Origin of the sequence: Kingella kingae ATCC 23330 (assembly GCF_900111845.1) — a bacterium.
GTDB classification, from domain to species: Bacteria; Pseudomonadota; Gammaproteobacteria; order Burkholderiales; family Neisseriaceae; genus Kingella; species Kingella kingae.
On record NZ_FOJK01000058.1, the window covers coordinates 159,291 to 184,024 of the forward strand.

18 protein-coding genes and 1 pseudogene are annotated in these 24,734 nt (G+C 47.5%); 8 read left to right on the forward strand and 11 right to left on the reverse strand.

The genetic code is table 11. The annotated features are described in order from the left end of the window. Positions 1-34: 34 nt before the first annotated feature. Complete coding sequence (locus tag BQ5809_RS08875; RefSeq protein WP_003785940.1) at positions 35-1,468, forward strand: porin family protein; 1,434 nt, start codon at positions 35-37, stop codon at positions 1,466-1,468. 75 nt (positions 1,469-1,543) lie between these two features. On the opposite strand, the gene BQ5809_RS08880 is transcribed toward BQ5809_RS08875, so the two are convergent. From BQ5809_RS08880 to BQ5809_RS10550, 4 genes and pseudogenes are all read right to left on the reverse strand, one after another. After that, positions 1,544-1,894 (reverse strand): hypothetical protein, encoded by a 351-nt coding sequence (locus tag BQ5809_RS08880; RefSeq protein WP_032827626.1) that lies wholly within the window; start codon positions 1,892-1,894, stop codon positions 1,544-1,546. A gap of 34 nt (positions 1,895-1,928) precedes the next feature. Further along, positions 1,929-2,672, reverse strand: coding sequence for a 1-(5-phosphoribosyl)-5-[(5-phosphoribosylamino)methylideneamino]imidazole-4-carboxamide isomerase (hisA, locus tag BQ5809_RS08885; protein WP_003785936.1), 744 nt, complete (start codon positions 2,670-2,672; stop codon positions 1,929-1,931). Between the two features lie 97 nt (positions 2,673-2,769). After that, positions 2,770-3,414 carry an imidazole glycerol phosphate synthase subunit HisH gene (gene hisH, locus BQ5809_RS08890; protein WP_032827625.1) on the reverse strand — a complete coding sequence of 215 codons (645 nt, stop codon included), beginning with the start codon at positions 3,412-3,414 and terminating at the stop codon, positions 2,770-2,772. Positions 3,415-3,518: 104 nt separating this feature from the next. Continuing rightward, positions 3,519-3,608: pseudogene (locus BQ5809_RS10550) on the reverse strand (imidazoleglycerol-phosphate dehydratase); the annotation flags it as partial. A 358-nt stretch (positions 3,609-3,966) separates the two neighbouring features. On the opposite strand from BQ5809_RS10550, the gene queA reads away from it, so the two are divergent. From queA to BQ5809_RS08925, 6 genes are all read left to right on the forward strand, one after another. Next, a complete protein-coding gene (gene queA / locus BQ5809_RS08900; protein ID WP_003785931.1) occupies positions 3,967-4,992 on the forward strand; it encodes a tRNA preQ1(34) S-adenosylmethionine ribosyltransferase-isomerase QueA in 1,026 nt (341 codons plus the stop codon). A 42-nt stretch (positions 4,993-5,034) separates the two neighbouring features. After that, complete coding sequence (locus BQ5809_RS08905; RefSeq protein WP_003785929.1) at positions 5,035-5,373, forward strand: P-II family nitrogen regulator; 339 nt, start codon at positions 5,035-5,037, stop codon at positions 5,371-5,373. Positions 5,374-5,485: 112 nt separating this feature from the next. Further along, positions 5,486-6,100 carry a guanylate kinase gene (gene gmk, locus BQ5809_RS08910; protein WP_003785928.1) on the forward strand — a complete coding sequence of 205 codons (615 nt, stop codon included), beginning with the start codon at positions 5,486-5,488 and terminating at the stop codon, positions 6,098-6,100. Positions 6,101-6,172: 72 nt separating this feature from the next. Further along, on the forward strand, positions 6,173-6,379 hold the full coding sequence (gene rpoZ, locus BQ5809_RS08915) for a DNA-directed RNA polymerase subunit omega (protein WP_003785927.1): 207 nt from the start codon (positions 6,173-6,175) through the stop codon (positions 6,377-6,379). Positions 6,380-6,540: 161 nt separating this feature from the next. Beyond that, complete coding sequence (locus BQ5809_RS08920) at positions 6,541-8,706, forward strand: RelA/SpoT family protein (protein WP_003785926.1); 2,166 nt, start codon at positions 6,541-6,543, stop codon at positions 8,704-8,706. Between the two features lie 389 nt (positions 8,707-9,095). Then, on the forward strand, positions 9,096-11,867 hold the full coding sequence (locus BQ5809_RS08925) for a class I SAM-dependent DNA methyltransferase (RefSeq protein WP_003785925.1): 2,772 nt from the start codon (positions 9,096-9,098) through the stop codon (positions 11,865-11,867). Between the two features lie 301 nt (positions 11,868-12,168). On the opposite strand, the gene BQ5809_RS08930 is transcribed toward BQ5809_RS08925, so the two are convergent. The 3 genes from BQ5809_RS08930 to BQ5809_RS08945 form a co-directional block, all read right to left on the reverse strand. Next, a complete protein-coding gene (locus BQ5809_RS08930) occupies positions 12,169-12,507 on the reverse strand; it encodes a hypothetical protein (RefSeq protein WP_003785924.1) in 339 nt (112 codons plus the stop codon). Positions 12,508-12,770: 263 nt separating this feature from the next. Next, entirely contained in the window at positions 12,771-14,147 is a 1,377-nt protein-coding gene (gene radA / locus BQ5809_RS08940) for a DNA repair protein RadA (protein WP_003785922.1), read from the reverse strand. Positions 14,148-14,449: 302 nt separating this feature from the next. Next, positions 14,450-14,698: a hypothetical protein gene (locus BQ5809_RS08945; RefSeq protein WP_003789854.1), complete on the reverse strand. Its 249-nt coding sequence runs from the start codon at positions 14,696-14,698 to the stop codon at positions 14,450-14,452. A 460-nt stretch (positions 14,699-15,158) separates the two neighbouring features. Here BQ5809_RS08945 and proC point away from each other — a divergent pair, with 460 nt between their 5' ends. Beyond that, positions 15,159-15,953: a pyrroline-5-carboxylate reductase gene (gene proC / locus BQ5809_RS08950; RefSeq protein WP_003785917.1), complete on the forward strand. Its 795-nt coding sequence runs from the start codon at positions 15,159-15,161 to the stop codon at positions 15,951-15,953. Between the two features lie 35 nt (positions 15,954-15,988). Here proC and BQ5809_RS08955 read toward each other — a convergent pair whose 3' ends face one another. From BQ5809_RS08955 to gltB, 4 genes are all read right to left on the reverse strand, one after another. Further along, positions 15,989-16,747 carry an iron ABC transporter ATP-binding protein gene (locus tag BQ5809_RS08955; protein ID WP_003785916.1) on the reverse strand — a complete coding sequence of 253 codons (759 nt, stop codon included), beginning with the start codon at positions 16,745-16,747 and terminating at the stop codon, positions 15,989-15,991. Between the two features lie 116 nt (positions 16,748-16,863). Continuing rightward, on the reverse strand, positions 16,864-18,282 hold the full coding sequence (glnA, locus tag BQ5809_RS08960) for a type I glutamate--ammonia ligase (RefSeq protein ID WP_003785915.1): 1,419 nt from the start codon (positions 18,280-18,282) through the stop codon (positions 16,864-16,866). Between the two features lie 233 nt (positions 18,283-18,515). Continuing rightward, positions 18,516-19,940, reverse strand: coding sequence for an FAD-dependent oxidoreductase (locus BQ5809_RS08965; RefSeq protein WP_003785914.1), 1,425 nt, complete (start codon positions 19,938-19,940; stop codon positions 18,516-18,518). A gap of 230 nt (positions 19,941-20,170) precedes the next feature. Then, on the reverse strand, positions 20,171-24,637 hold the full coding sequence (gltB, locus tag BQ5809_RS08970; protein ID WP_003785913.1) for a glutamate synthase large subunit: 4,467 nt from the start codon (positions 24,635-24,637) through the stop codon (positions 20,171-20,173). Positions 24,638-24,734: the final 97 nt, after the last annotated feature.

The following is a 24,734-nucleotide window of genomic DNA, read 5'->3' on the forward strand; positions in this document are numbered from 1 at the left end:
TAATACATCTCACAATCACAAAAAACGATATTCCATGTATTCCAAACTATTACTTACCAGTGCGCTGTGGCTGGCAACGGCATCGATTTATGCCGAAACGCTGCCACCCAAAGTTGAACAGATGCTGAACGAATCGTCGCCCGAAACCGAATTCAATCGCACGCCCGACATCAAACCCACCGAAAACACGCCACCTACAAACGATGCGGATGGCGAAACACTCAATATTTCATCGGAAGAACTGCAAAAGCAGCCTGCACTTTTAAAACGCGCTTTTTTTGGTGCATTGGCAACAGGCAATGTGGCTGGTGTCAAAATTCTGCTGCCCTGGTATCGCAATCTACCAGACGGCAACGACGAATTTGCGCTCAATTTAGCAGATGCCATGCTCGCGCAGGACAAGGGCGATTACGATAACGCGGTAGAATCGTATCAAAAAGTATTGGCACAACAGCCCGATGCGCCGTCTATCCAAATGGGACTAGCACAAACTTTGTTCGCCGACCACCGCAACAGCGAAGCCAAACAAATCTTGACCGAATTGCACAATCGCAGCGATTTACCCGAAAATTTCCGCCAATACGCAGGCAGCTATCTGTCCGCCATAAAAAAACGCAACGATTGGACATTTAACATCAATGCGTATTACACGCAAGACAACAACATCAATAGCACCCCCAATCAACGCAAAGTCGGCAACTGGACACTGGGTGAACCCGAATCAGCACACGGCATTGCGTATTATGGCAACGTCAATAAAGACACCTATTTGGGCAAACAATGGTCATTGCGCTTTGGCACAGACGTGTTTGGCAAATATTATTGGGACAACCGCAAATACGACGATTTATCGGCGCGTGTCAAACTGGGCGTAGCGCATCAAACCGCGCGAAGTGAAACAGCGATTTTGCCGTATTTTGAACGCCGTTGGTATGGTGGCAAAGAATACGCTGCCGAAAAAGGGCTAACGCTGGAATGGTCATACTGGTTCACGCCCAAAAATCAAGTTTTGCTGTCGGGCGAACATAGCTGGCAAAAACACGACACGCGCTCATTTTTGGACGGCAAAAACAGCAATTTGTCGGCTACATGGCTGTTTTTATCATCAGAAAAACAATACTGGACGCTGGGCATAGACCTGACCCGCAAAACCGCGCAAGACAGCAGCGACGCTTATCGCCGCAAAGGCATACGTTTAGGCTGGACGCAATATTGGGGCAACACCGTGGGCAGCTCATTGGGCATTGGCACTGCACAACGTGTTTACGATGCGCCCAACTTCCCGTTCAACTACATTCGCAAAGACCGCGAACATTTTGCATCGCTTAGCTTGTGGAACAACCGCTGGCAATTTGGGGGCATCACACCACGCCTAGTATTCCGTTGGACAAAAGTCAGCAGCAATCATCCGTTTTACGGCGATTACAGCAAGAAAAATGTCTTTATCCAAATGAACAAAGCCTTTTAAAACGCAAAAAAGTGCAGGCTGCTTTTGAACGGATTTTTCCGCTAAAAGCAGCCTGCACTTTTATATTACAAACAATTAAGACAACCAGCCATTGACCGTTGCCGCACCTGCCGCGCTGAACACATATTGTCCCAAAAAGAAATAGCCCAACGCACTAGCAACCGCAATCGTCATGTTCAACGCCATGCTGCTGGAAAAGCGGTCGGTTAATTCCAAGCACACCACCACATACACGAACAAAATGCCCCATTGCGCCATGGTCAAATTGTCAAGATTGGGTACGCCCGACCACTCCATCAACGATTTAATCACAATTGCCATCAGCGTAAAGCCCAGCGATTCGCCCAGCGAGTTCACATCGCGGTTGGCTGACCAAATGCACCAAAAGCCCAAAATAAAGGCGATTAACATATAAGAACCAGTCATTTTTTTACTTCCTTATTCAAACTAAAACAAAAATTTATGCTGCCAGCAATTCGTCTGCCAACTGCTGTGCTTGGTCAAACTGAATGCTGCCTTCGTAAATGGCGCGACCTGTAATCGCACCTGCCACGCCTTGTTTGGCGACGGCACACAAGGCGCGTACATCGTCCAAATTGGTCAAGCCGCCCGATGCGATAATCGGGATATTGACCGCTTGCGCCAGTTTAACAGTCGCTTCAATGTTTACGCCGCTCATCATGCCGTCGCGTCCGATGTCGGTATAGATAATGCTGTTTACGCCATCGTCTTCAAATTGTTTACTTAAATCAATGACATGATGTTCGGTTACGGTTGCCCAGCCGTCAATCGCGACCATGCCGTCTTTGGCATCAAGTCCCACGATGATGTGTCCTGCAAACTCACGACAGGCTTCGCGCACAAAGGCTGGATTTTTAACCGCTACCGTGCCGATAATCACGTCATTCAACCCCAAAGACAAATATTTTTCAATGGTTTGCAAATCGCGAATGCCGCCACCGAGCTGCACGGAAATGTGTTGCGCCACCGCTGCCAAAATTTCTTTGATGGCCGGGAAATTTTTGGGTTCGCCTGCAAATGCGCCGTCCAAGTCCACCAAATGCAAACGGCGCGCGCCTTGTTGATGCCAGTGCGCTGCCATTTGGGCTGGGCTGTCGGAAAATACGGTGGCTTGTTCCATTAAGCCTTGTTTTAAGCGGACGCATTGTCCGTTTTTTAAGTCAATCGCGGGAATGAGTTGCATAGATTGGGGTTATCCTAAAAATATAAAATGTGCAGGCTGCTTTTCAAACCTGCACATTGTAATCAACAAAGTAAGTTTATGTAAAGAAAATCGCGTTTTAACCTTGCCATTGCAAGAAGTTTTGCAACAGTCGCAAGCCTGCTTCGTGGCTTTTTTCGGTGTGAAATTGTGTGGCAAACACGTTATCTTTGCCAACAATGCAGGCAAAATCGTGCGGATATTCGCTTGTGCCGAGCACGATGTCGCTGTCTTGCGGTGCAAAGTAATAGCTGTGAACAAAATAAAAATGTGCGGGATTGCTTACGCCTGTAAACAAGGGGTGCGCTTGCGTTTGGCGGACGGTGTTCCAGCCCATGTGCGGCACTTTCAGGCGATTGCCTTGCGTGTCGGTTTGGTTGGCGGCAAAACGCTTGACGCCACCTTTGAACCAGCCCAAACCTGCGGTATCGCCTTCTTCGCTGTGTTCAAACAGCAGTTGTGCGCCCACGCAAATGCCAAAAAATGGTTTGTTTTTCAACGATTCTTGCACAGCTTCGCGCAAACCGCTTTGGTTGAGCGCGTTCATGCAGTCGGGCATTGCGCCTTGACCTGGGAAGATGACTTTGTCGGCTGCCAACACGTTTTCTGGAGTGGACGTGAGCGTGATTTTGGCAGACGATTGTGCTGCATCGGCAGCAGCCTGCACCGATTTATAGACCGAATGCAAATTGCCCATGCCGTAATCAATAATGGCGATATTCATGATTTCAGTTCCGTTGGATTGGGGTGCAGGCTGCTTGGTTTGGTTGATTACATTTTGTTGGGTTGCGACCCAACACATCACTCAAAAGCAGCCTGCACTTTAAATTATGCCGTTAAAGTTCCTTTGGTTGATGGCATTTTACCTGCCATGCGCTCATCGTGTTCCACCGCCATGCGCAAGGCGCGTCCAAACGCACTTTGCCTGTGCCGTCTAGGTTGATGGGTACAGTAATTTGGGTTTCGCTGGTGTTGCGAGTAATGGTTGCGGTACGCATGGTTTGTGGTCTCTGAATTATGAAAAAGGCGTAAGATTACCTAAAATCTTTGCAAAACTGAATTCTATCTAAACACCTTTAAATTACCGTCATTCCCGCGCAGGCGGGAATCTATTTAACTTATTCAATTATATGGATTTATTTTCTATTACCTAAATGCCACGTTAGATTCCTGCCGTAGTTTACCCTTGCGTAGGCGGAGGCAGGAATGACGGCACAGTAGTTTTGCAAAGTACTCATTTTGACTATAATGTCGTTTTATTTTGTATCCCTAAATTATGCACATTTCCGACTTTGACTTTGATTTACCCGAACACTTAATCGCCCAAAACCCACCTGCCGTGCGTGGCAGCAGCCGTTTGTTGGTTGCGTTGCCCAATCAACCGTTTGCCGACCAGCATTTTGCCGATTTATTAAACTACGTTCGTGCAGGCGATATATTTGTGTTCAACAACACCAAAGTGATGAAAGCGCGATTGTTTGGACAAAAAACCAGTGGCGGCAAAATTGAAGCCTTAATTGAGCGCGTGTTGGACACACACACCGCTTTGGCGCACATTCGCTCGTCCAAATCACCCAAAGCAGGCGCGGAACTGATTTTTACGGGCGACATTCACGCCACCATGACCGAACGCGTGGGCGAATTGTTCAAACTGCATTTTTCGGGCGAACAAACGGTGTACGAACTATTAGAACAACACGGCGTATTGCCCTTGCCGCCCTATATTGTTCGCAGCGCAGACGACAATGACGACAATCGCTATCAAACCGTGTATGCCAAACATCAAGGCGCAGTTGCCGCTCCCACCGCAGGCTTGCATTTTACCGATGATTTATTAAGCAGCCTGCAACAAAAAGGCATAGAGTTCGCCGAAGTAACGCTACACGTTGGCGCAGGCACATTCCAGCCCGTGCGCGTAGAAAACATTGCCGAACACAAAATGCACAGCGAATGGTTTGATGTGCCAGCAGACACCGTTGCCAAAATCGCCGCCGCCAAAGCGCGTGGCAACCACATTTGGTCGGTTGGGACGACTTCTTTACGCGCGATTGAATCGGCAGCACGTTCAGGCACATTGCAAGCAGGGCAAGGCGACACGGATATTTTCATCACACCGCCCTACCCGTTTCAAGTCATTGACCGCTTGATTACCAATTTTCACTTGCCCAAATCCACGCTGTTGATGTTAGTATCTGCATTCACAGGCAGCGAGCGAATCCGCCAGTTGTATCAACACGCTATTGGCAAAGAATATCGCTTTTTTAGTTATGGCGATGCAATGATTTTGGGGCGCGAACCATAAAAAGCAGCCTGCACTTTTAATCAACCACAAAGGAAACGCATCATGAAAAAAATTGAAGCCATTATCAAGCCGTTCAAACTGGACGACGTGCGCGAAGCCCTGACCGAAGCGGGCATTTCTGGCATGACGGTTACCGAAGTCAAAGGCTTTGGACGACAACGCGGACACACCGAAGTGTATCGCGGTGCAGAATACGCGGTGGACTTTTTGCCCAAAGTAAAATTGGAATTGGTGCTGCCCGATGATTTGGTAGAACGCACCGTAGAAATTATTGTACAAACCGCACGCTCAGGCAAAATTGGCGACGGCAAGATTTTTGTTTTACCTGTTGAAGAAGTTATCCGAATTCGCACAGGCGAAACAGGCGAAGCTGCGGTTTAAATAGCATAAACATAAAGTGCAGGCTGCTTTGAAATGTTGGATCACACCCTAACAAAAACATCAAAACAAAGCAGCCTGCACCTTTCCATTTCCATCAACCAAGAGAATCAACATGACCCAACAAACAGGCAATGTATTTGTCATTTCCGCCGCATCTGGCACAGGCAAAACCACGCTGGTATCGCGTTTAACGCAACGCAACGCCCACATTCGCGTATCCATTTCGCACACCACACGCGAACCACGTGCGGGCGAAGTAAACGGACAGCACTATCATTTTGTAAACAAAGAACAATTCGCACAACTGGCTGGCGAAGGCGCGTTTTTGGAACACGCCGAAGTGTTTGGCAATTTTTATGGCACAAGCGCACAAGCCGTAAAAGATTTGTGCAATCAAGGTTTTAACGTAATTTTGGAAATTGACGTGCAAGGCGCAGCGCAAATTCGCCACGCCCTACCCGATTCGGTGAGCATTTTTATTTTGCCACCCAGCATGGCAATTTTGGAATACCGCCTACGCACGCGCCAAACCGATAGCGATGAAGTAATTGCGCGTCGCCTATCCGAAGCGCGCGAAGAAATCCAACACGCTTTTGCCTTTGATTACATTGTGCATAACCACGATTTGCAACAAGCCGAAAACGAATTATTGGCAATTTTCCAAGCCACACGTTTGCGCCAAAGCAACCAAGTTGCCAGCATTGAAAAAGTGTTAAAAAGCGTATAAAATCTGCCCACTTAAATGTGCAGGCTGCTTGGTCGCCTTGCACGGTTTTTAGTTTTATTTAAAGGAATATTCATGGCACGCATTACTGTGGAAGATTGCACTCCGCACATTCCCAATCATTTTGACTTAACTTTGGCAGCAGCACGCCGCGCGCGCCAGCTAGAAAACGGCACATCGCCTTTGGTTGATGATGTACGCCACGATAAACCAACGGTAACCGCTTTGCGCGAAATCGCAGCAGGGCAAGTGGGTGTGGACATTTTGTCGCGCAATAAATAAACACAAAAAAGTGCAGGCTGCTTTTGAAGCGTTCAAAAGCAGCCTGCACTTTTTTGTACAAAATACAACATAAAATAACGCTATTTGATTTATTGCTGATTTTTTTAGCCCTATCTATTATGATTTAACCCAATCACAACCAATCAACACGAGCCAACATCATGTCCCCAATTCAACCCACCGCCCCCTACGATTCCCTGACCGCCAGCGTCCGCGATACCCTGTTTCGTGAAGCGCGTTATTTGAATGCAGACGAATTACAACAACTCGAAAAAGCCTGTGCCTATGCCTTTTTTGCACACGATGGTCAAACGCGCAAAAGTGGCGAACCCTACATCACCCACCCGATTGCCGTAACCATCGAACTGGCACGTTGGCGCATGGACATTCAAACATTAAGCGCAGGTTTAATGCACGACGTGTTGGAAGACACCCACATCACCAAAGCCGAAATGGCACAAGAATTTGGCGACACCATCACCGAAATGGTGGACGGCTTATCCAAACTAGAAAACCTAAAATACGACAGCAAAGCCGAACAACAAGCCGAGAGCTTTCGCAAACTGATTTTGGCGATGACCAAAGACATACGCATCATCATCGTTAAGCTATCTGACCGCCTGCACAATATGCGGACTTTGGGTGCAAAAAGCCCCGACAGCCGCCGCCGCATCGCCACCGAAACGCTGGAAGTGTATGCCCCCATTGCCAACCGTTTGGGGCTGAATCCTGTGTATCGCGAGTTGCAAGACTTGGCGTTCAAAGCCATGCACCCTGCGCGTTACCAAGTGTTGCAACGCGCCATGACCGCCTTCAAGAAAAATCGCCACGATGTGATTGAACGTGTGCTACGCGAAATGAGCTTGCATTTGGTTGGCTACAACATCGAAGCCAAAATCCAAGGGCGCGAGAAAAATTTGTATAACATTCATCAAAAAATGAAGGCAAAAAAAATCAAATTTGAAGATGTGTTGGATATTTACGGCTTTCGCGTGATTGTGAACAGCAAAGCAGCCTGCTATGTTGCTTTGGGTGCGCTGCACGAATTGTATCAACCCAAACCTGGTAAATTTAAAGACTACATTGCCATTCCCAAATCCAATGGCTACCAATCGCTGCACACCGCGCTCAACGGCCCGTATGGTTTGCCGATTGAAATCCAAATTCGCACACGCGAAATGCACGCCGTTGCCGAATCGGGCGTGGCAAGCCATTGGGCATACAAATCGGGCGACACACACGAAGATGAAACCACATTGCGTACCAACCAATGGCTGCAAAACATTTTGGATTTGCAATCACGCAGCGACAATGCGTTTGAATTTTTGGAACACATCAAAGTCGATTTGTTCCCCAACGAAGTCTATATCGTTACGCCCAAAGGCAAAATCATCACACTGCCACGCGGCGCAAGCACCATTGACTTTGCCTATGCCATTCACACCGACATTGGCAATCGCTGCATTGGCGCACGAGTTAATAACGTGGCTGTGCCGTTGCGTACCAAACTCAAAACAGGCGACACAGTGGAGATTATCACATCGCCCAATGGCAAACCCAACCCAGCTTGGTTGAGCTTTGCCGCATCGAGCCGTGCGCGTAGTGCCATTCGCAACTACGTCAAAAACACCAGTCGCAGCGATGCCATTGCCTTGGGCGAACGCCTGTTGGCACAAGCCTTGGGCAGCTTGTTGCCCAAAGAAGTCGCACAGTCAGACACGTTTAAAGACAAATACTTAAAGCAGCTAGAAGCACGCGAGCAAAAATTGGAAGACGTGTTATACAACGTAGGCGTGGGCTTGACCTTGCCTGTGTCGGTGGCGATGGAAATTGCCGATATGGCGGGCAACCACTTTGGCGGCGAAGTCAAATTAAGCCCGATTCAAATTCACGGCAGCGAAACCACGCGCGTGCATTTGGGCAAATGCTGTATGCCTGTGGCTGGCGATTCGGTACGCGCCGTTATCGTTAAAGACCAAGGCTTGATTATCCACCGCGACACCTGCGCCACGCTGCTCAAATCCGATCCCGAGCAGCAACTGGACGCAGATTGGGCAACGCTGCCTGCTGGCATGGAAAAAATGTACGATGCGGCAGTGGTGGTGTCGTCAGCCGATGCCCACGCGCTGTTGGCAACGATGGCAAGCGCGATTTCTGGCACAGGCGGCAACATTGCATCGGTGGACACGCTATCCAAATCGCAAGCTGGCACAGAAGGCTTTATCGAATTCCGTTTCAATGTAAACGTGCGCGATTTAGCACATTTGAAAGCGATAATGACAGCATTGCAGCATATTCCGCACGTTCGCACGGTTAAGCGTGTGTAGATTAAATTGAGATTGAAAAAGCAGCCTGCACTTTTGTGTTGATGAAAAGTGCAGGCTGCTTTTTGTATTAGACTTTCTGTAAAACAATAAATTTTGGCTGTGTTCGCATAATTCGTTGATATGCGCGTAAGGTGGGATTTATAGTGGATTAAATTTAGATTAGGACAGGGCGACAACGACTGCCGTGTACATCTAGTACATAAGGGAGTTGGCAACGCTGTACTAATCTAAATTTAATTCACTATAACAGCAACTTGATTTGCTTGAAATAACACTTTGTGATTATGAAAGATTTTATCGGCGAGCCGCCGACGCTCCATTGTATCGTGTACCGAAAAGCAGCCTAAAACCGTATAATCCACTCCATTTACGCAACAGGAAAAATCCCCATGCTCACTTCCGCCCAAATCCTCATCAACGCCCAAACCTTCGCCACACGCTGGCAACACGAATCAGACGAAAAATCCGAATCCCAAACCTTTTGGAACGAATTTTTCGCCATTTTCGGGCTAGACCGCAAAGCCATTGCCATTTTGGAAAAGCGATTAAAAGCAGAAAAATCCACCAAATTCGCCGATGTTTTCGTGCCGAAAAAATTGCTCTGCGAACAAAAAACCAAAGGCAAAAACCTAGACGATGCCGCCGCCCAAGCGCGTGAATATTTAGAACAAATCCGCGCCCAAGAACCTGAAAATTTACCGCCGTATTTCATCGTGTGCGATTTCGCAACCATGCGATTTTACGAAACCATTGGCACGGCTTGCGTAGAATTTCCGCTTGAAAAGCTGCCTGAAAACATCGGTTTATTCAATTTTTTGCTGGATTTGGAAACGGAAATTCATCACGCGCAAAGCCTTGTTAATTTGCAAGCGTCCGCGATGATGCGCGAACTCTACAACGGCATTAAAGCCGATTACAATACCGACACCGTGCGTAAATTCCTAATCCGCATTTTGTTTTGCCTATTCGCCGAAGATACAGGCATTTTCCGCCCCGACCAATTCAACCGCCTAATCGACAAACACACCAAAGCAGACGGCAGCGACACAGGTGCAATGCTCACGGAATTATTCCAAACGCTCAACACCGCCAAACGCTCACCCAAGCTGCCTGAATATTTACAAGAATTTGACTACATCAACGGCGGCTTATTCGCCGAAACACTGCCCACCATTTATTTTGACAGCGAAATGCGCCAAAAGCTGATTCACATCGGCAGGGAAATCAACTGGGGCTTTATTTCGCCCGAAATTTTCGGCTCGCTGTTTCAGGAAGCGTTGGACGTGAACGAACGCCGCGAATTGGGCGCGCATTACACCGAAAAAGACAATATTGAAAAAGTCATCAACTCGTTGTTTTTGGACGATTTAAAAGCGGAATTGGCGCAAATTAGCAGCCTGAAACGCGACAAGAAAAAACGCTTGATTGAATTTCAACAAAAAATCGCGAAACTCAAATTTTTAGACCCAGCTTGCGGCACAGGCAATTTTCTTGTGGCGGCGTATCGCGCCTTGCGTGAATTGGAGATTCAAGTCATTCACGAATATCAGAAATTGGATAAAACGCATTTGCAATCTGCCGTCAGCATTGAGCAATTTTTCGGCATTGAAATTGACGGATTGGCGGCGGAAATTGCGGTGTTGTCCATGTGGTTGATTGACCATTTATGCAATTTGCACGAAGGCGCGGCATTGGGCAAAGGCTACGGCAGCCTGAATATTCCGCTACGCAAATTGGCACACATCACGCACGGCAATTCGCTGCGATTGGATTGGGAAAACGTGGATTTTATTCTTGGCAATCCGCCGTTTATCGGTTCAACGTATCAAACCAAAGAGCAAAAAGCGGACACGCAAGCGGTTTCAGGCAGCCTGAAAAATGCTGGGATTTTGGATTATGTGGCAAATTGGTATGTGAAAGCGGCGCAAATCATGCGCGACAATCCGCAAGTGCAGGCTGCTTTTGTTTCTACCAATTCCATTTGCCAAGGGCAGCAAGTGGAAGCACTTTGGGGCGCGTTGTTGGATTGGGGCGTGGAAATTCATTTCGCGCACCGCACGTTTCAATGGACGAGCCAAGCGCACGGCAAAGCGGCGGTGCATTGCGTGATTGTGGGTTTCAGGCAGCCTGAAAAGCATTCGGGTGCGAAATATTTATTTGATTATCCCGACATCAAAGGGCAGCCTGAAAAACGCGAAGTGGCGAACATCAATCCGTATTTGATTGATGCGCCGAATGTGATTATTGAAAAACGCAGTAAACCAATTTCGGGCGAGCCTGAAATGATTTACGGCAGCAAACCAACTGACGGCGGTAATTTAATTTTATCAACCGAAGAAAAAAACGAATTGATTGCAGCCGAACCATTGGCGGAACAATACATTCGCCGATTTTTGGGCGCGGAAGAATTTTTGAATAATAAAGAACGCTGGTGTTTGTGGTTTCATGGAATGAGTGAAATGCGATTGTTTACCGATTTACAAAAAATGCCTTTGGTTGCCAAACGCATTGAATTGGTTAAACAAATGCGTTTAGAAAGTTCAGATAAGCAAACCAATAAAGCCGCAGCCACGCCGCATTTATTTCAAGCAATCAGGCAGCCTGAAAGCGGAAATTATTTGTTAATTCCAAGCGCTTCATCGGAAACACGCGAATTTATCCCGATTGGTTATTTGAATAGTAATACGATTAACGGCAATGCAAATTTTAGTTTGCCAAACGCGACTTTGTACCACTTCGGGCTATTAAGCAGCACCATGCACAATGAGTTTATGCGAACCGTGGCAGGGCGATTGAAAAGCGATTACCGCTATTCCAATACGATTGTTTATAACAATTTTCCGTTTCCGTTTGCCGCATTCAGGCAGCCTGAAACCGAAATCAGCCCAGCCGAACAAAAACACCGCACCGCAATTGCCACAGCCGCCCAAGCCGTGTTGGACGCACGAGCGCATTACATAGCCCAAGCGCAACAGGAAAACTTGCCCGAGCCGAGCTTGGCGGATTTGTATCGCAGGGGCGCACCGTTTACGCGCTTGCACGCCGCCCACGCCGCGCTAGATAAAGCTGTGGATAATGCTTACGGCTACACTGGCGGTAACGATGATGCGGATAGAGTGGAGTTTTTGTTTGGGGTGTATGAGAAAATGAAAGGGGCGTAATGGAGCGTCGGCGGCTCGCCGACAAAATTTGCAAATGTTCGCGCCATCAAAAAAATGATGTGACATTTGAAATGTGTCGGTGAGCCGCCGACGTTCCAGCCGCAGGTCAGGCTGAAATAGATTGGTACACACAAAAAAGCAGCCTGCACTTTCAATCAACAAAAAGTGCAGGCTGCTTTTATAGTGAATTAAATTTAGATTAGTACGGCGTTGCCAACTCCCTTATGTACTAGATGTACACGGCGGTCGTTGTCGCCTTGTCCTAATCTAAATTTAATCCACTATAATTAACGCGGCAAGATTATTTCACAATTTCCACTGCGCCATGGTCATCACAATGGTCGCCGTGTTGGTAGTGCAAACGTCCGTTTACAATGTAATCTACATGGTCGCCATGTGGCACGGCTTCGTGTCCGCAGCCTTCGCCGTGAACGTGTTCAGCACATTCGTGCGTTGGGTGGCAGTCGTCTGGGTTTTGTTCGTTTACATCTAACGTATGTTCATCGTAATGACCGTTGTGCGCGTGATGCAAATGTCCATCATGCAAGTAATCTACGTGGTCGCCATGTTTAATTGCAGTGTGTCCACAATTTGCGCCGTGTTGATGTTCGTGATTTTGGTGGGTTTTACAAGTTGTCATGATATTTTTCCTTTGCTATTACGACGAAATTGTCGTGCTTTTTATTGTAGCAAAATTTTTCTTAATTTCAAGTAATTTGTTGATTTTAAATAATTTTGATGCGATATAGCGTAACAGGATTGACCACGCAAATTTAAAAGCAGCCTGCACGGAGAGCGTAACCCATCCCCTCTCCTCTGCCCTCTCCCAAAGGAGAGGGAGTCGATTTGCGAACACAAAAGCAGTCTGCACTTTGAATCAACAATAAAGTGCAGGCTGCTTTTTTATTCCCAATCCCGACAAGCATTCACCGCTTCTTGCAGGCTGCTTACGCCTTGAATTTTCAGGCTTGGGAACTCTTTTAAATTCTTCGGCAAATTCGCTTTCGGCACAATCGCCCGTTTAAAGCCCAATTTCTCCGCTTCTTTCAAACGCTCCTGCCCACGTGGCACAGGACGAATTTCGCCACTCAAACCAATTTCCCCAAACGCCACCATTTTTTCAGGCAGCGGCTTATTGCGATAGCTCGACAACATCGCCAAAATTACCGCCAAATCCGCCGCAGGTTCGCTGATTTTCACGCCGCCGACCGCATTCAAAAACACATCTTGGTCAAAACACGCAATGCCAGCGTGGCGATTCAGCACCGCCAGCAACATGGCAAGACGGTTTTGCTCCAAACCCACCGTTAAACGCTTCGGCGTGAAACCGTGCGCATCATCAACAAGTGCCTGAATTTCCACCAAAAGCGGACGACTGCCCTCTTGCGTAACCAACACGCACGAACCCGCCACATCATCGCGATAGCTCGCCAAAAAAATCGCAGACGGATTAGAAACGCCTTTCAAGCCCGTTTCCGTCATCGCAAACACGCCCAATTCATTCGCCGCCCCAAAACGGTTTTTAATCGCCCGAATCATGCGGTAATTGGAATGCTGATCGCCCTCAAAATACAGCACCGTGTCCACCATATGCTCCAACACGCGCGGACCCGCAATCGCGCCGTCTTTGGTAACGTGTCCAACAAAAATCATCGCAATGCCCATTTGTTTGGCGATTCGCGTCAGTTGCGCCGCACATTCGCGCACCTGCGACACCGAGCCAGGGGCGGACGTGATTTGGTCAGAATACATCGTTTGAATCGAGTCAATCACGACCACAGACGGCTCGTGCTGTTTTAAGGCAGCCTGAATCGCCTCCAAACGGATTTCCGCCAACAAATTCACGCCGTCCGCATTCAGCCCCAAACGCTGCGAACGCAACGCCACTTGTTGCGCCGATTCCTCACCCGACACATACAGCACTTTGCGTTTTTTCGCTATTAAAGCAATGGTTTGCAACAACAAAGTGGATTTGCCAATACCTGGGTCGCCACCGAGCAAAATGACCGCACCGTCCACCAAACCGCCGCCCAACACGCGGTCAAGTTCGCCCATGCCAGTGGCTTCGCGTGGGACTTCCATGGCGGTAACTTTGGATAATTCTTGCACTTGCGTGGTTTCCGCCGCCCACGATTGGAAACGCGCGTTTTTGGGTTCGGGTGCGGTTAGCTGTTCAGAAAGCGTGTTCCATTCGCCACAATGCGGGCATTTGCCAACCCATTTGGGTGTTGTGCCACCGCATTCGGTGCATTGGAATTGGATTTTTGGGGCTTTTGCCATTTGGTTTTTTCCTTGTGTCGTGTAGGTCGGGTTGGCAACCCGACAAGTTTTTATTCGTGTGAATTTTCAGGCTGCCTGAAAATTATAATTGCAATTCTTCGGGTGGATTAAAAATAGGTTTTGGTTTAGCACGACAAGTTTGTTATGTAACAAATTGTTCATTGCGTTCTACTGTTAAAAAATAACTCTCTTCATGCTCGTCCGTTAATCTATCCAGCGTTTTCATATTGTCCTTTCTGGTGGATTAAAAGAATAATTAAAGCAGCCTGCATTATATCAAATGCAGGCTGCTTTAAAATCAATCAAAAAAACACATTAATCAAAATACTCAATATGTGTGGATAGGCAACAATCATCAATAAAACAATGGGTCGCCAAAAATCGCGTGGGCATTTGTGTTCCAGAAAAACCCAAATGCTGTTGGTTGCCATGAAATTAAAAAACAGCCAAACCAATAAACACGCCCAAAAAAATACGATTAAGCTATTGTCTATAACCAACTGAAAAACCAGTAAACCAAACACATACACCAACCATGCAATAACAGACAAAATAGCAGGGTTGATGGCATCTATATCTGGATTGCGGTCAGCATTAAACCATTTTTTGCCAAACGGTAATTGAGATATAACGCGCTTAATAGCCAGATAGGAAAGAATAATAAGAAAAATGGCAAAATAAATGCAAGGGGATTTACAAGCATGATTGATTTTTCCAATACAAAGCAGCCTGCATTATAACGAAGTGCAGGCTGCTTTCGGGCTGTAGTTAATGCACTTATCTTTTAATACTGCGTTGCCAACACCCTTATGTATAGTGGTTTAAATTTAGATTAGGACAAGGCGACAACGACCGCCGTGTACGCGTAGTACATAAGGGAGTTGGCAATGCCGTACTAATCTAAATTTAAATCACTATACTATGCGTACACGGCGGACGTTGTCGCCTTGTATTAAAAAATCTTTGCATCAACTATATAATGTGCCGTGTTTCATATTTTGGGAGAATAAAATGACGATTTACTTTTTAGGCGGCGGCAATATGGCAGCGGCGATTGTGGCTGGTTTGTGTCAAGCAGAGCGCACGACAGAGATTCACGTTGCCAATCGTGGTGCAGAAAAACGCGCGGCGTTGGCAGCCAAATATGGCGTAAGCGTTTCGGAAAAATTGCCCATGCTCACCAAAAACGATGTGCTGATTTTGGCAGTTAAACCGCAAGATATGCAGGCTGCTTGCGAAAACGTGGCAAGCAACGGTGCGTTGGTGATTTCGTTGGCAGCAGGGTTGAGCCTTGTCACTTTGTCGCGTTATTTGGGTGGCACGCAACGCATGATTCGCGCCATGCCCAACACACCAGCGCAAATTGGTTTAGGCGTAACAGGTTTATTCGCTGCCAGCGCGGTGAACGAAGCGGACAAACACATCGCCCAAGCCATTTTTGCGACTTCGGGCAGCACTGTTTGGCTGAATGACGAAGCGCAAATGCACGCGATAACTGCCGTATCGGGCAGCGGTTCAGCGTATGTGTTTTATTTGATGAACGCTTTGCAACAAGCGGCTCTGGATTTGGGCTTTGATGCCGAACAAGCGCGCACGTTGAGTCTTCAAACATTCAAAGGTGCGGTGGCGTTGGCAGAACACACGGGTGAAGAGTTGCGCGTGTTGCAAGACAAGGTAACGTCCAAAGGTGGCACGACTTTTGCCGCGCTGACGCATTTTAACGAACAGCAAGTCGCGCAACACATTGGTGCAGGCGTGCAGGCTGCTTGTGCGCGTTCGCAGGAATTGGCGAAGATGTTTGAGTGAGATTAGATAGGAAGTGCAGGCTGCTTTTTGGCGATTTAAATATGATGAACAATCAATTTTTTCCCTTTGTGGTCTAACACTTCCACCTCCATATCAAACAATTCTTTAATATTTTCAACTGTAAACACTTCTTCGGGGCTGCCTGAAAATTTCACTTCGCCTTTCTGCATCGCAATCACATAATCCGCATACGCCGCCGCCATATTGATGTCGTGCAACACAACCACAGTTGTGCGATTGTGTTCATGCGTCAATTCGCGCAAAAGCTGCATTAAATTTTTCGCGTAATACATATCCAAATTATTCAACGGCTCGTCCAGCAACACATATTCCGTGCTTTGACAAAACACCATGGCGATTAAGGCGCGTTGGCGTTGTCCGCCCGACAATTCGGTCAAATAACGCTGTGCCAACGGTTCAAGCTGAAATTGCACAATCGCTTGTTCTACAATCGCTTTATCTTCGTCAGTCGGTCGCCCCTGATGATACGGATAACGCCCAAACAGCAGCAAATCACGCACGGAAATGCGGCTGTGAATGCTGTTTTCCTGCGTCAAAATCGCCAAAATTTTCGCCACATCAGCCGTTGGCGTAGTTGCCAAATCGCGCCCATTGTACGCAATGCTGCCTGAAACCAACGGCTGCAACCGCGCCATAAACGACATCAGCGTGGATTTGCCAGCACCGTTTGCGCCAATCAGCGCGGTAATGCCGTTTTGCGGAATATTCAAAGACACATTATTTAAAATTTGCTGTTCGCCAATTTTGTGGGAGACGTTTTTGATTTCAATCATTCAAAGTTGCCTTGTTTTGAGAATAATTGGCGAATTGTATAACAAAAATTGCAGGCTGCCTGAAAAAGAAATATCTTTCAGGCAGCCTGCATATTTCAAATCATGCAATCACATGATTACAAAGAGTAATACATTTCAAATTCCAACGGATGCGGAGCCATTTGCATACGGCGTACATCTTCTTCTTTGAACGCGATGTAGCTGTCAATCCAATCTTGGCTAAACACACCGCCGCGAGTCAAGAACTCGTGGTCTTCTTTCAACGCTTTCAACGCTTCGTCCAAAGATGCGCACACGGTTGGCACTTGAGCATCTTCTTCTGGTGGCAAATCGTACAAGTTTTTCGTTGCAGGGTCGCCAGGGTGGATTTTGTTTTGAATGCCGTCCAAGCCAGCCATCAACAATGCCGCAAACGCCAAGTATGGGTTAGCCATTGGGTCTGGGAAACGCGCTTCAATGCGAACCGCTTTCGGGCTAGTTACCGCAGGAATACGGATTGACGCAGAACGGTTTTTCGCAGAATACGCCAATTTCACAGGGGCTTCAAAGTGTGGCACCAAACGCTTGTATGAATTGGTAGAAGGATTGGTAATCGCATTCAACGCTTTGGCGTGTTTGATGATGCCGCCGATGTAGAACAATGCCGTTTCGCTCAAACCAGCGTAGCCGTCGCCAGAGAACAAGTTTTTGCCGTCTTTCCAAATAGATTGGTGAACGTGCATACCGCTACCGTTGTCGCCCATCAATGGTTTTGGCATGAAAGTTGCCGTTTTGCCGAAATTGTGTGCCGTATTCCATACAACGTATTTCAAATCTTGCGTCCAGTCAGCGCGTTTAACCAATGTGCTGAATTTTGTGCCGATTTCCATTTGCGAACCAGTTGCCACTTCGCCGTGATGAACTTCCACAGGAATGCCGATTTCTTCCAAAATACGAACCATTGCCGAACGCAAATCTTGACCCGCGTCCACAGGCGCAACAGGCGCGTAACCGCCTTTTACGGTTGAGCGATGACCTGTGTTTTGACCGTCAAAATGTTTGCCGCTAGACCATGCGCCTGTTTCAGAAGTGATTTCAAAACGCGCTTTGTCCATGTGCGTTTCAAATGCCACACCGTCAAATACGAAAAATTCAGGTTCAGGACCAAAGAAAGCCGTATCGCCAATGCCTGATGATTTCAAATACGCTTCGGCGCGTTTGGCGATAGAACGTGGGTCGCGGTCGTAACCTTTGCCGTCCGCTGGGTCAATCACATCACAAGTCAAAACAACCGTTGCATCATCGTAAAATGGGTCAATAAATGCGGTTGTCGCGTCAGGGCGCAACTGCATATCAGACGCTTGAATGCCTTTCCAGCCGCCGATTGACGAGCCGTCAAACGCTTGACCATTTTCAAACCATTCTTCTGGGTCTTCCAACACAACACGCGCTGGAATCGTGAAATGATGTTGCTTGCCTTTGGTGTCGGTAAAGCGCAAATCAACAAAACGGACATCGTTGTCCTCAATCATTTTTACTACATCTTTGATAGACATGGCATTGCTCCTAGTGATTAGTTAAAGTGAGTTAAATGGTGTAAATGAATTGTGCCACTAGCACCGTTACATTTCAACCGATTTTGTGAATTTATTGTAATTTTTTTACTAAAAATTCATTTTTTTTGAAACTAATATAATTAAATTACTTTAATTTGATTAAATTATTGCGAATTTTGGTTTTCTTTTGGTTTGTTTTTGGAAATTAAATTACATTCAGGTAGCCTGCAAATTCACACGCCCAAATATTCCAAAATACTTTCCGCCGCCGTGCGACCTTCCGCAATCGCCGTAACCACTAAATCCGAACCGCGCGTAATATCGCCGCCAGCAAAGATTTTTTCATTAGACGTTTGCTGTTTCAGGCTGCCTGAACGTGCAATTCTGCCGCGATTATCGGTCGCCACATTCACGCTCACCAACCACGCCATTTCATGCGGCGCAAAACCAAACGCCACAATCACCGCATCACAAGCAATCACTTCTTCGCTGCCTGAAATCACTTCGGCGCGGCGGCGACCGTTTTCGTCAGGCTCGCCCATTTGCGTGCGAACAATTTGAATGCCTGTAACTTTGCCGCTTTCATCGGTTTGCACGGCAACTGGCTCGGCTTCAATTTGCACAGGTTGCGCGTTGAATTGGAACGCTACGCCTTCTTCTTTCGCGTTGATGTATTCTTTTTTGCTACCGGGCATATTCGCAGCGTCGCGGCGATACACGCAGGTAACTTCCGCCGCGCCTTGACGAACCGATGTGCGAACGCAGTCCATTGCCGTGTCGCCACCGCCCAACACCACCACGCGCTTACCAGCCATGCTCACATATTCAGGCGCGTCCAAATTCAACAAATTTTGCGTATTGCCAATCAAAAACGGCAAAGCGGAATACACACCAGCCGCGTTTTCATTGGGAATATTTGCCGTCATGCCTTTGTATGTGCCTACGCCCAGAAATACCGCATCATATTGATTCACCAAATCATTTAGTTGAATGTCTTTGCCAATTTCTACGCCCAATGCAAATGCCACGCCCATTTCGCTGAATAATTCTCGGCGGCGACGCATTACCTCTTTTTCTAATTTAAATGCGGGAATACCGAATGTCAGTAAACCGCCAATTTCTTGTTGGCGTTCGTAAACGGTAACATCTACGCCATTGCGAATCAAAATATCCGCGCAACCCAAACCCGCAGGACCCGCGCCAATCACGGCAACTTTTTTGCCTGTTTTTTCCGCTTGAATGCTTGGTTTCCAGCCCATTTCAAAGGCTTTTTCGGTAATGTATTTTTCAATATTGCCAATCGTTACCGCGCCAAATTCGGCATTGAGTGTGCAATCGCCTTCGCACAAGCGGTCTTGTGGGCAAACACGTCCGCAAACTTCAGGCAGCGTGTTAGTTGAATGTGCCAATTCCGCCGCTTCAATAATGCGCCCTTCGTTGGCTAAACGCAGCCAATTCGGGATATTGTTGTGCAATGGACATTTGTTTTGGCAATACGGATTGCCACACGCCAAACAACGGTCGGCTTGGCTTTGCGCTTGCGTATCGGTAAAGGCTTGATAAATTTCTATAAATTCTTTTTTGCGATTTGCCAACGGGATTTTCTGTGGGTCGGTACGCGGCAAATCAATAAATTGATAAATATTTTCTTTGGACATGGTTTGTTCCTTGAATGTTATTTTTTTGGTTTCAGGCTGCCTGAAAGATTACATAAGAAATGTTTAAATCAACAGCAATCTGTTCCCTCTCCTTTGGGATAGGGCTAGGGAGAGGGAAAACCGTTGCACTAAACAACCATTTCTTATGCCTGACATTTTGCCCTCTCCCTAACCTTCTCCCACAGGAGAGGGAGCAAATGCCGTGTATTTTCAGGCTACCTGAAAAACACTTACGCGGTAATCTGACGCAATTCCAACACGCTACGGCGTTTGTGTCCGAGCAGCGCGTTCACATCATTGGCTTTGGGTTTAACCAACACAAATTTGCCAACATAATTTTCCCAGTCCGCCAAAACCTGTTCGCCAATGCTGCTATGCGTCAATTCAACGTGTCGCGCAACCAATCCACGCAAATGCTCTTGGTGTTGCGGCAAATCGGTAATGGATAAGCCTTCCACCATTTCGCCGTTAATGCGCCCTTTGAATTTGCCGTCCATGTCCAAAATGTAAGCAAATCCGCCTGTCATACCTGCGCCGAAGTTGATGCCTGTTTTACCCAACACCGTTACCACGCCACCCGTCATGTATTCGCAACCATTGTCACCAATGCCTTCAACCACTGCCGTTGCGCCCGAATTGCGAACCGCAAAACGCTCGCCAGCACGTCCAGCTGCAAACAATTCGCCGCCAGTCGCGCCATACAAACAAGTGTTGCCAACAATCGTCGCTTTGTGCGATTGGAACGACACGCCATTATGCGGACGAATGCTAATCACGCCACCGCCCATGCCTTTGCCGACATAGTCATTCGCATCACCAGTCAAATGCAACGACACGCCGCCAGCCAACCACACGCCCAAACTTTGTCCAGCCGTGCCGTTCAAATTGATTGTAAATTCTTGACCACGTTTGCCAGCGTTGCCGTGCAATTTCGCAATGCTGCCTGAAAGCGTTGCACCGACAGAACGGTCTAAATTGCTAATATCAAAAGACATTTTACGGCTTTCGCCAGCTTCAAAAGCAGCCTGCACTTCGCCCATAATCGCTTTATTTAACAAACCTTGGTCAAATGGGTCGTTGCGTTGCGTGTTGTACGGTGCGCTGCCAGCAGGGATTTTTGGCGAATACAACAATTTACTCAAATCCAAACCGCGTTGTTGCGCCGTTTTGCCTTCAATGATTTCCAGCAAATCCGTTCTGCCAATCAAATCTGTCAATTTATTCACGCCCAAGCTCGCCAAAATTTCACGCACATCTTGCGCGATAAATTTAAAGTAATTCATCGCTTTTTCCGCGTCGCCGTGGAAATGTTTGCTGCGTAATGCGTCGTCTTGGGTGGTGATACCCGTCGCGCAATTATTCAAATGGCAAATCCGCAAATAACGACAACCCAACGCCACCATAGGTCCCGTACCGAAACCGAAACTTTCCGCGCCCAAAATGGCTGCCTTAACCACGTCCAAGCCTGTTTTCAAACCGCCGTCCACTTGCAAACGCACTTTGTGGCGCAAATTGTTTTCCACCAAAGCCTGTTGCGCTTCCGCCAAACCCAATTCCCAAGGGCTGCCTGCGTATTTCACACTCGTCAATGGCGACGCGCCTGTGCCGCCGTCGTAGCCCGAAATCGTGATTAAATCAGCATACGCTTTTGCCACGCCAGTCGCAATCGTGCCAACGCCCGGCAGCGACACCAATTTCACAGAAATCAAGGCTTTTGGATTGATTTGTTTCAAGTCAAAAATCAGTTGCGCCAAATCTTCAATAGAATAAATGTCGTGATGTGGCGGCGGCGAAATCAGCGTAGAACCGGGGACGGCATAACGCAGTTGCGCGATGTATGGCGTAACTTTATCGCCCGGTAATTGACCGCCTTCACCTGGTTTCGCGCCTTGTGCCACTTTAATTTGGATTACGTCCGCGCTCATCAAATACGCCGCCGTAACGCCAAAACGCCCAGATGCGACTTGTTTAATGCGCGACACTTTTTCTGTGCCGTAACGCGCAAGGTCTTCGCCACCTTCGCCTGAATTGGAGAAGCCGCCCAAACGGTTCATGGCAATCGCCAAACTTTCGTGCGCTTCAGGACTCAACGCGCCAATAGACATCGCCGCGCTGTCAAAGCGTTTGTATAAGTTTTCAGGTTGCTCAACTTTGTCCAATTCAATCGGCTGACATTGTTCGGTTTTCAAGCAGAACATATCGCGAATAGACATCACAGGACGATTATTGACAAAATCACGATAAATTTTGTATTTGTTGTAATCGCCAGAGTTACAGGCTACCTGAATGCTGTTTACCACATCGGGATTATAGGCGTGGTATTCGCCTTGTGGTTTGAATTTCAGGTAGCCACCAGCGTCCACATTCACGCTGCTGCGCCAAGCATTTTGGCGTGTTTGCGTGATTTTTTCGTCCAAATCGGCAAACGTTGCACCTGCTACGCGACTGGTCATTTCAGGGAAACATAATTCGCTGATTTCTTTACCTAAACCGACATTTTCAAATAATCGCGCACAACGATAAGACGACACGCACGAAATGCCCATTTTGGACATGATTTTGTACAAGCCTTTGTTAATGCTATTGCGGAAATTTTGCGTAACCACGCGCAACGGTTTTTGAATTGCGCCGACTTTGACCATGTTCGCCAAACTTTCGTACGCCAAATACGGATAAACCGCCGTCGCACCCAAGCCAATCAACACCGCAAAATGATGTGGATTTCGCGCTTCTGCCGTTTCCACAATAATATTGGCATCGCAACGTAATTGCTTGTTTACCAAATTATTTTGCACCGCACCAACGGCAAACGGCATTGGAATCGGTTGGCGATTTTCCGCAATATTTTTATCGGAAATAATCAGCAACACTGCGCCATTTTGCACTGCTTGCTCCGCCGATTGACATAATTGCTCAACCGCTTGTTTCAAGCTGCATTCGTCAGGATTATAAGTCGCGTCAATGATTTGGTGGCGGTAATCGCTTTCAGGCAGCCTGAAAATTTGTTGCATATCCGAATACAACAACACAGGCGATTTGAAATTCACGCGGCTGCTCATACCTTCGGCTTCAAAAAACACGCTCATTTCGCGCCCAATGCTGGTCGTCAAACTCATCACATGGGCTTCACGCAATGGATCAATCGGTGGATTGGTAACTTGGGCGAAATATTGGCGGAAATAGTCGTACACCACGCGATGACGTTCCGACAGCACCGCAAATGGCGCGTCGTCGCCCATAGAGCCAACCGCTTCATAGCCATCGTCGCCAGCTACGCGCAAGGTACTTTCCAATTCTTCCAAATCGTACAAGAATTGTTTTTGGTAAATTTTTAACGTCTTATCGTCCATTGCCGCTTCGCCAACTTCGCTGTCGGGCAGTTGCTCAAATGGCACTAAACGCATCACATTTTTATCCAACCAAGCACGGTATGGGTGGCGATTGCGTAATTCGTTGTCAATTTCGTGCGAATGCAGCAATTTACCGTTTTTCGTGTCAATTACGAGCAATTCGCCCGGTCCAACGCGACCTTTTTCCGCCACTTCATCGGGCGCGTAATCCCAAATGCCGACTTCAGACGCAATCGTAATCAAACGGTCGTGCGTAATCACAAAACGCGCTGGGCGCAAACCGTTGCGGTCAAGATTACAGGCTGCATAGCGTCCGTCCGACAACACAATCCCTGCTGGACCGTCCCACGGTTCCATGTGCATGGAATTGAAATCGTAGAATGCGCGTAAATCGTCGTCCATGTCGGGGTTATTTTGCCAAGCAGGCGGCACAAGCAAACGCATGGCGCGGAACAAATCCATGCCGCCACAAACCAACACTTCCAACATATTGTCCATAGAGCTGGAATCTGAACCTGTTTCATTCACAAACGGCGCGGCGGTTTGCAAATCGGGAATCAATGGCGTGTGGTATTTGTGGGCGCGAGCGCGAGCCCAAGCGCGGTTGCCTGAAATTGTGTTGATTTCGCCGTTGTGCGCTAAATAGCGGAACGGTTGCGCCAATTTCCAGCGCGGCATGGTATTGGTTGAAAAGCGTTGATGAAACAAACAGATAGCGGATTGCATACGCAAATCACCCAAATCTAAATAAAATTTAGGCAAATCTTTCGGCATACACAAACCTTTGTAGATAATGGTTTGATTAGAAAGCGAACAAATATAAAAATCGTCGTGGTCAATGCGTTTTTCAATGCGACGACGCGCCACAAACAAACGGCGTTGCAAATCCACGCTGCGCCAGCCATTTGGCGCATTGACAAAAACTTGTTTAATCAATGGCATATCTGCCAACGCGATTTCGCCCAATACGTTTGGATTGGTCGGCACATCGCGCCACGCCGCTACGCCTAGCGTTTCGCGTGTTAATTCTTCATTGATAATCGTGATGTATTGCGCGGCAAGTGCTTCATCTTGCGGCAGAAAAATTTGCCCAACCGCAAAATTTTTCGCCAACGCAAACTGTTGTTCATTGGCAATCGTGCGGAAGAAACTTTCAGGCATTTGCAACGACAAGCCGCAGCCGTCGCCTGTTTTGCCGTCAGACAAAATCGCGCCACGGTGCTGCATACGCGATAAACCCAAAATGGCGTTGCGGACAACTTTGTGGCTCTGCACGCCGTCAATATTGGCGATTAAGCCAAAGCCGCAGTTGTCTTTTTCAAACGTGCGGTCGTAGAGTTGGTTCATATGGTGGGACTTTCAGTAGTGGTTTATTTTGTAATCAAATTACAACTTTCGAGAGACAATTTACTTTTTAAATACATTTTCAACTTGGGTTAAATAG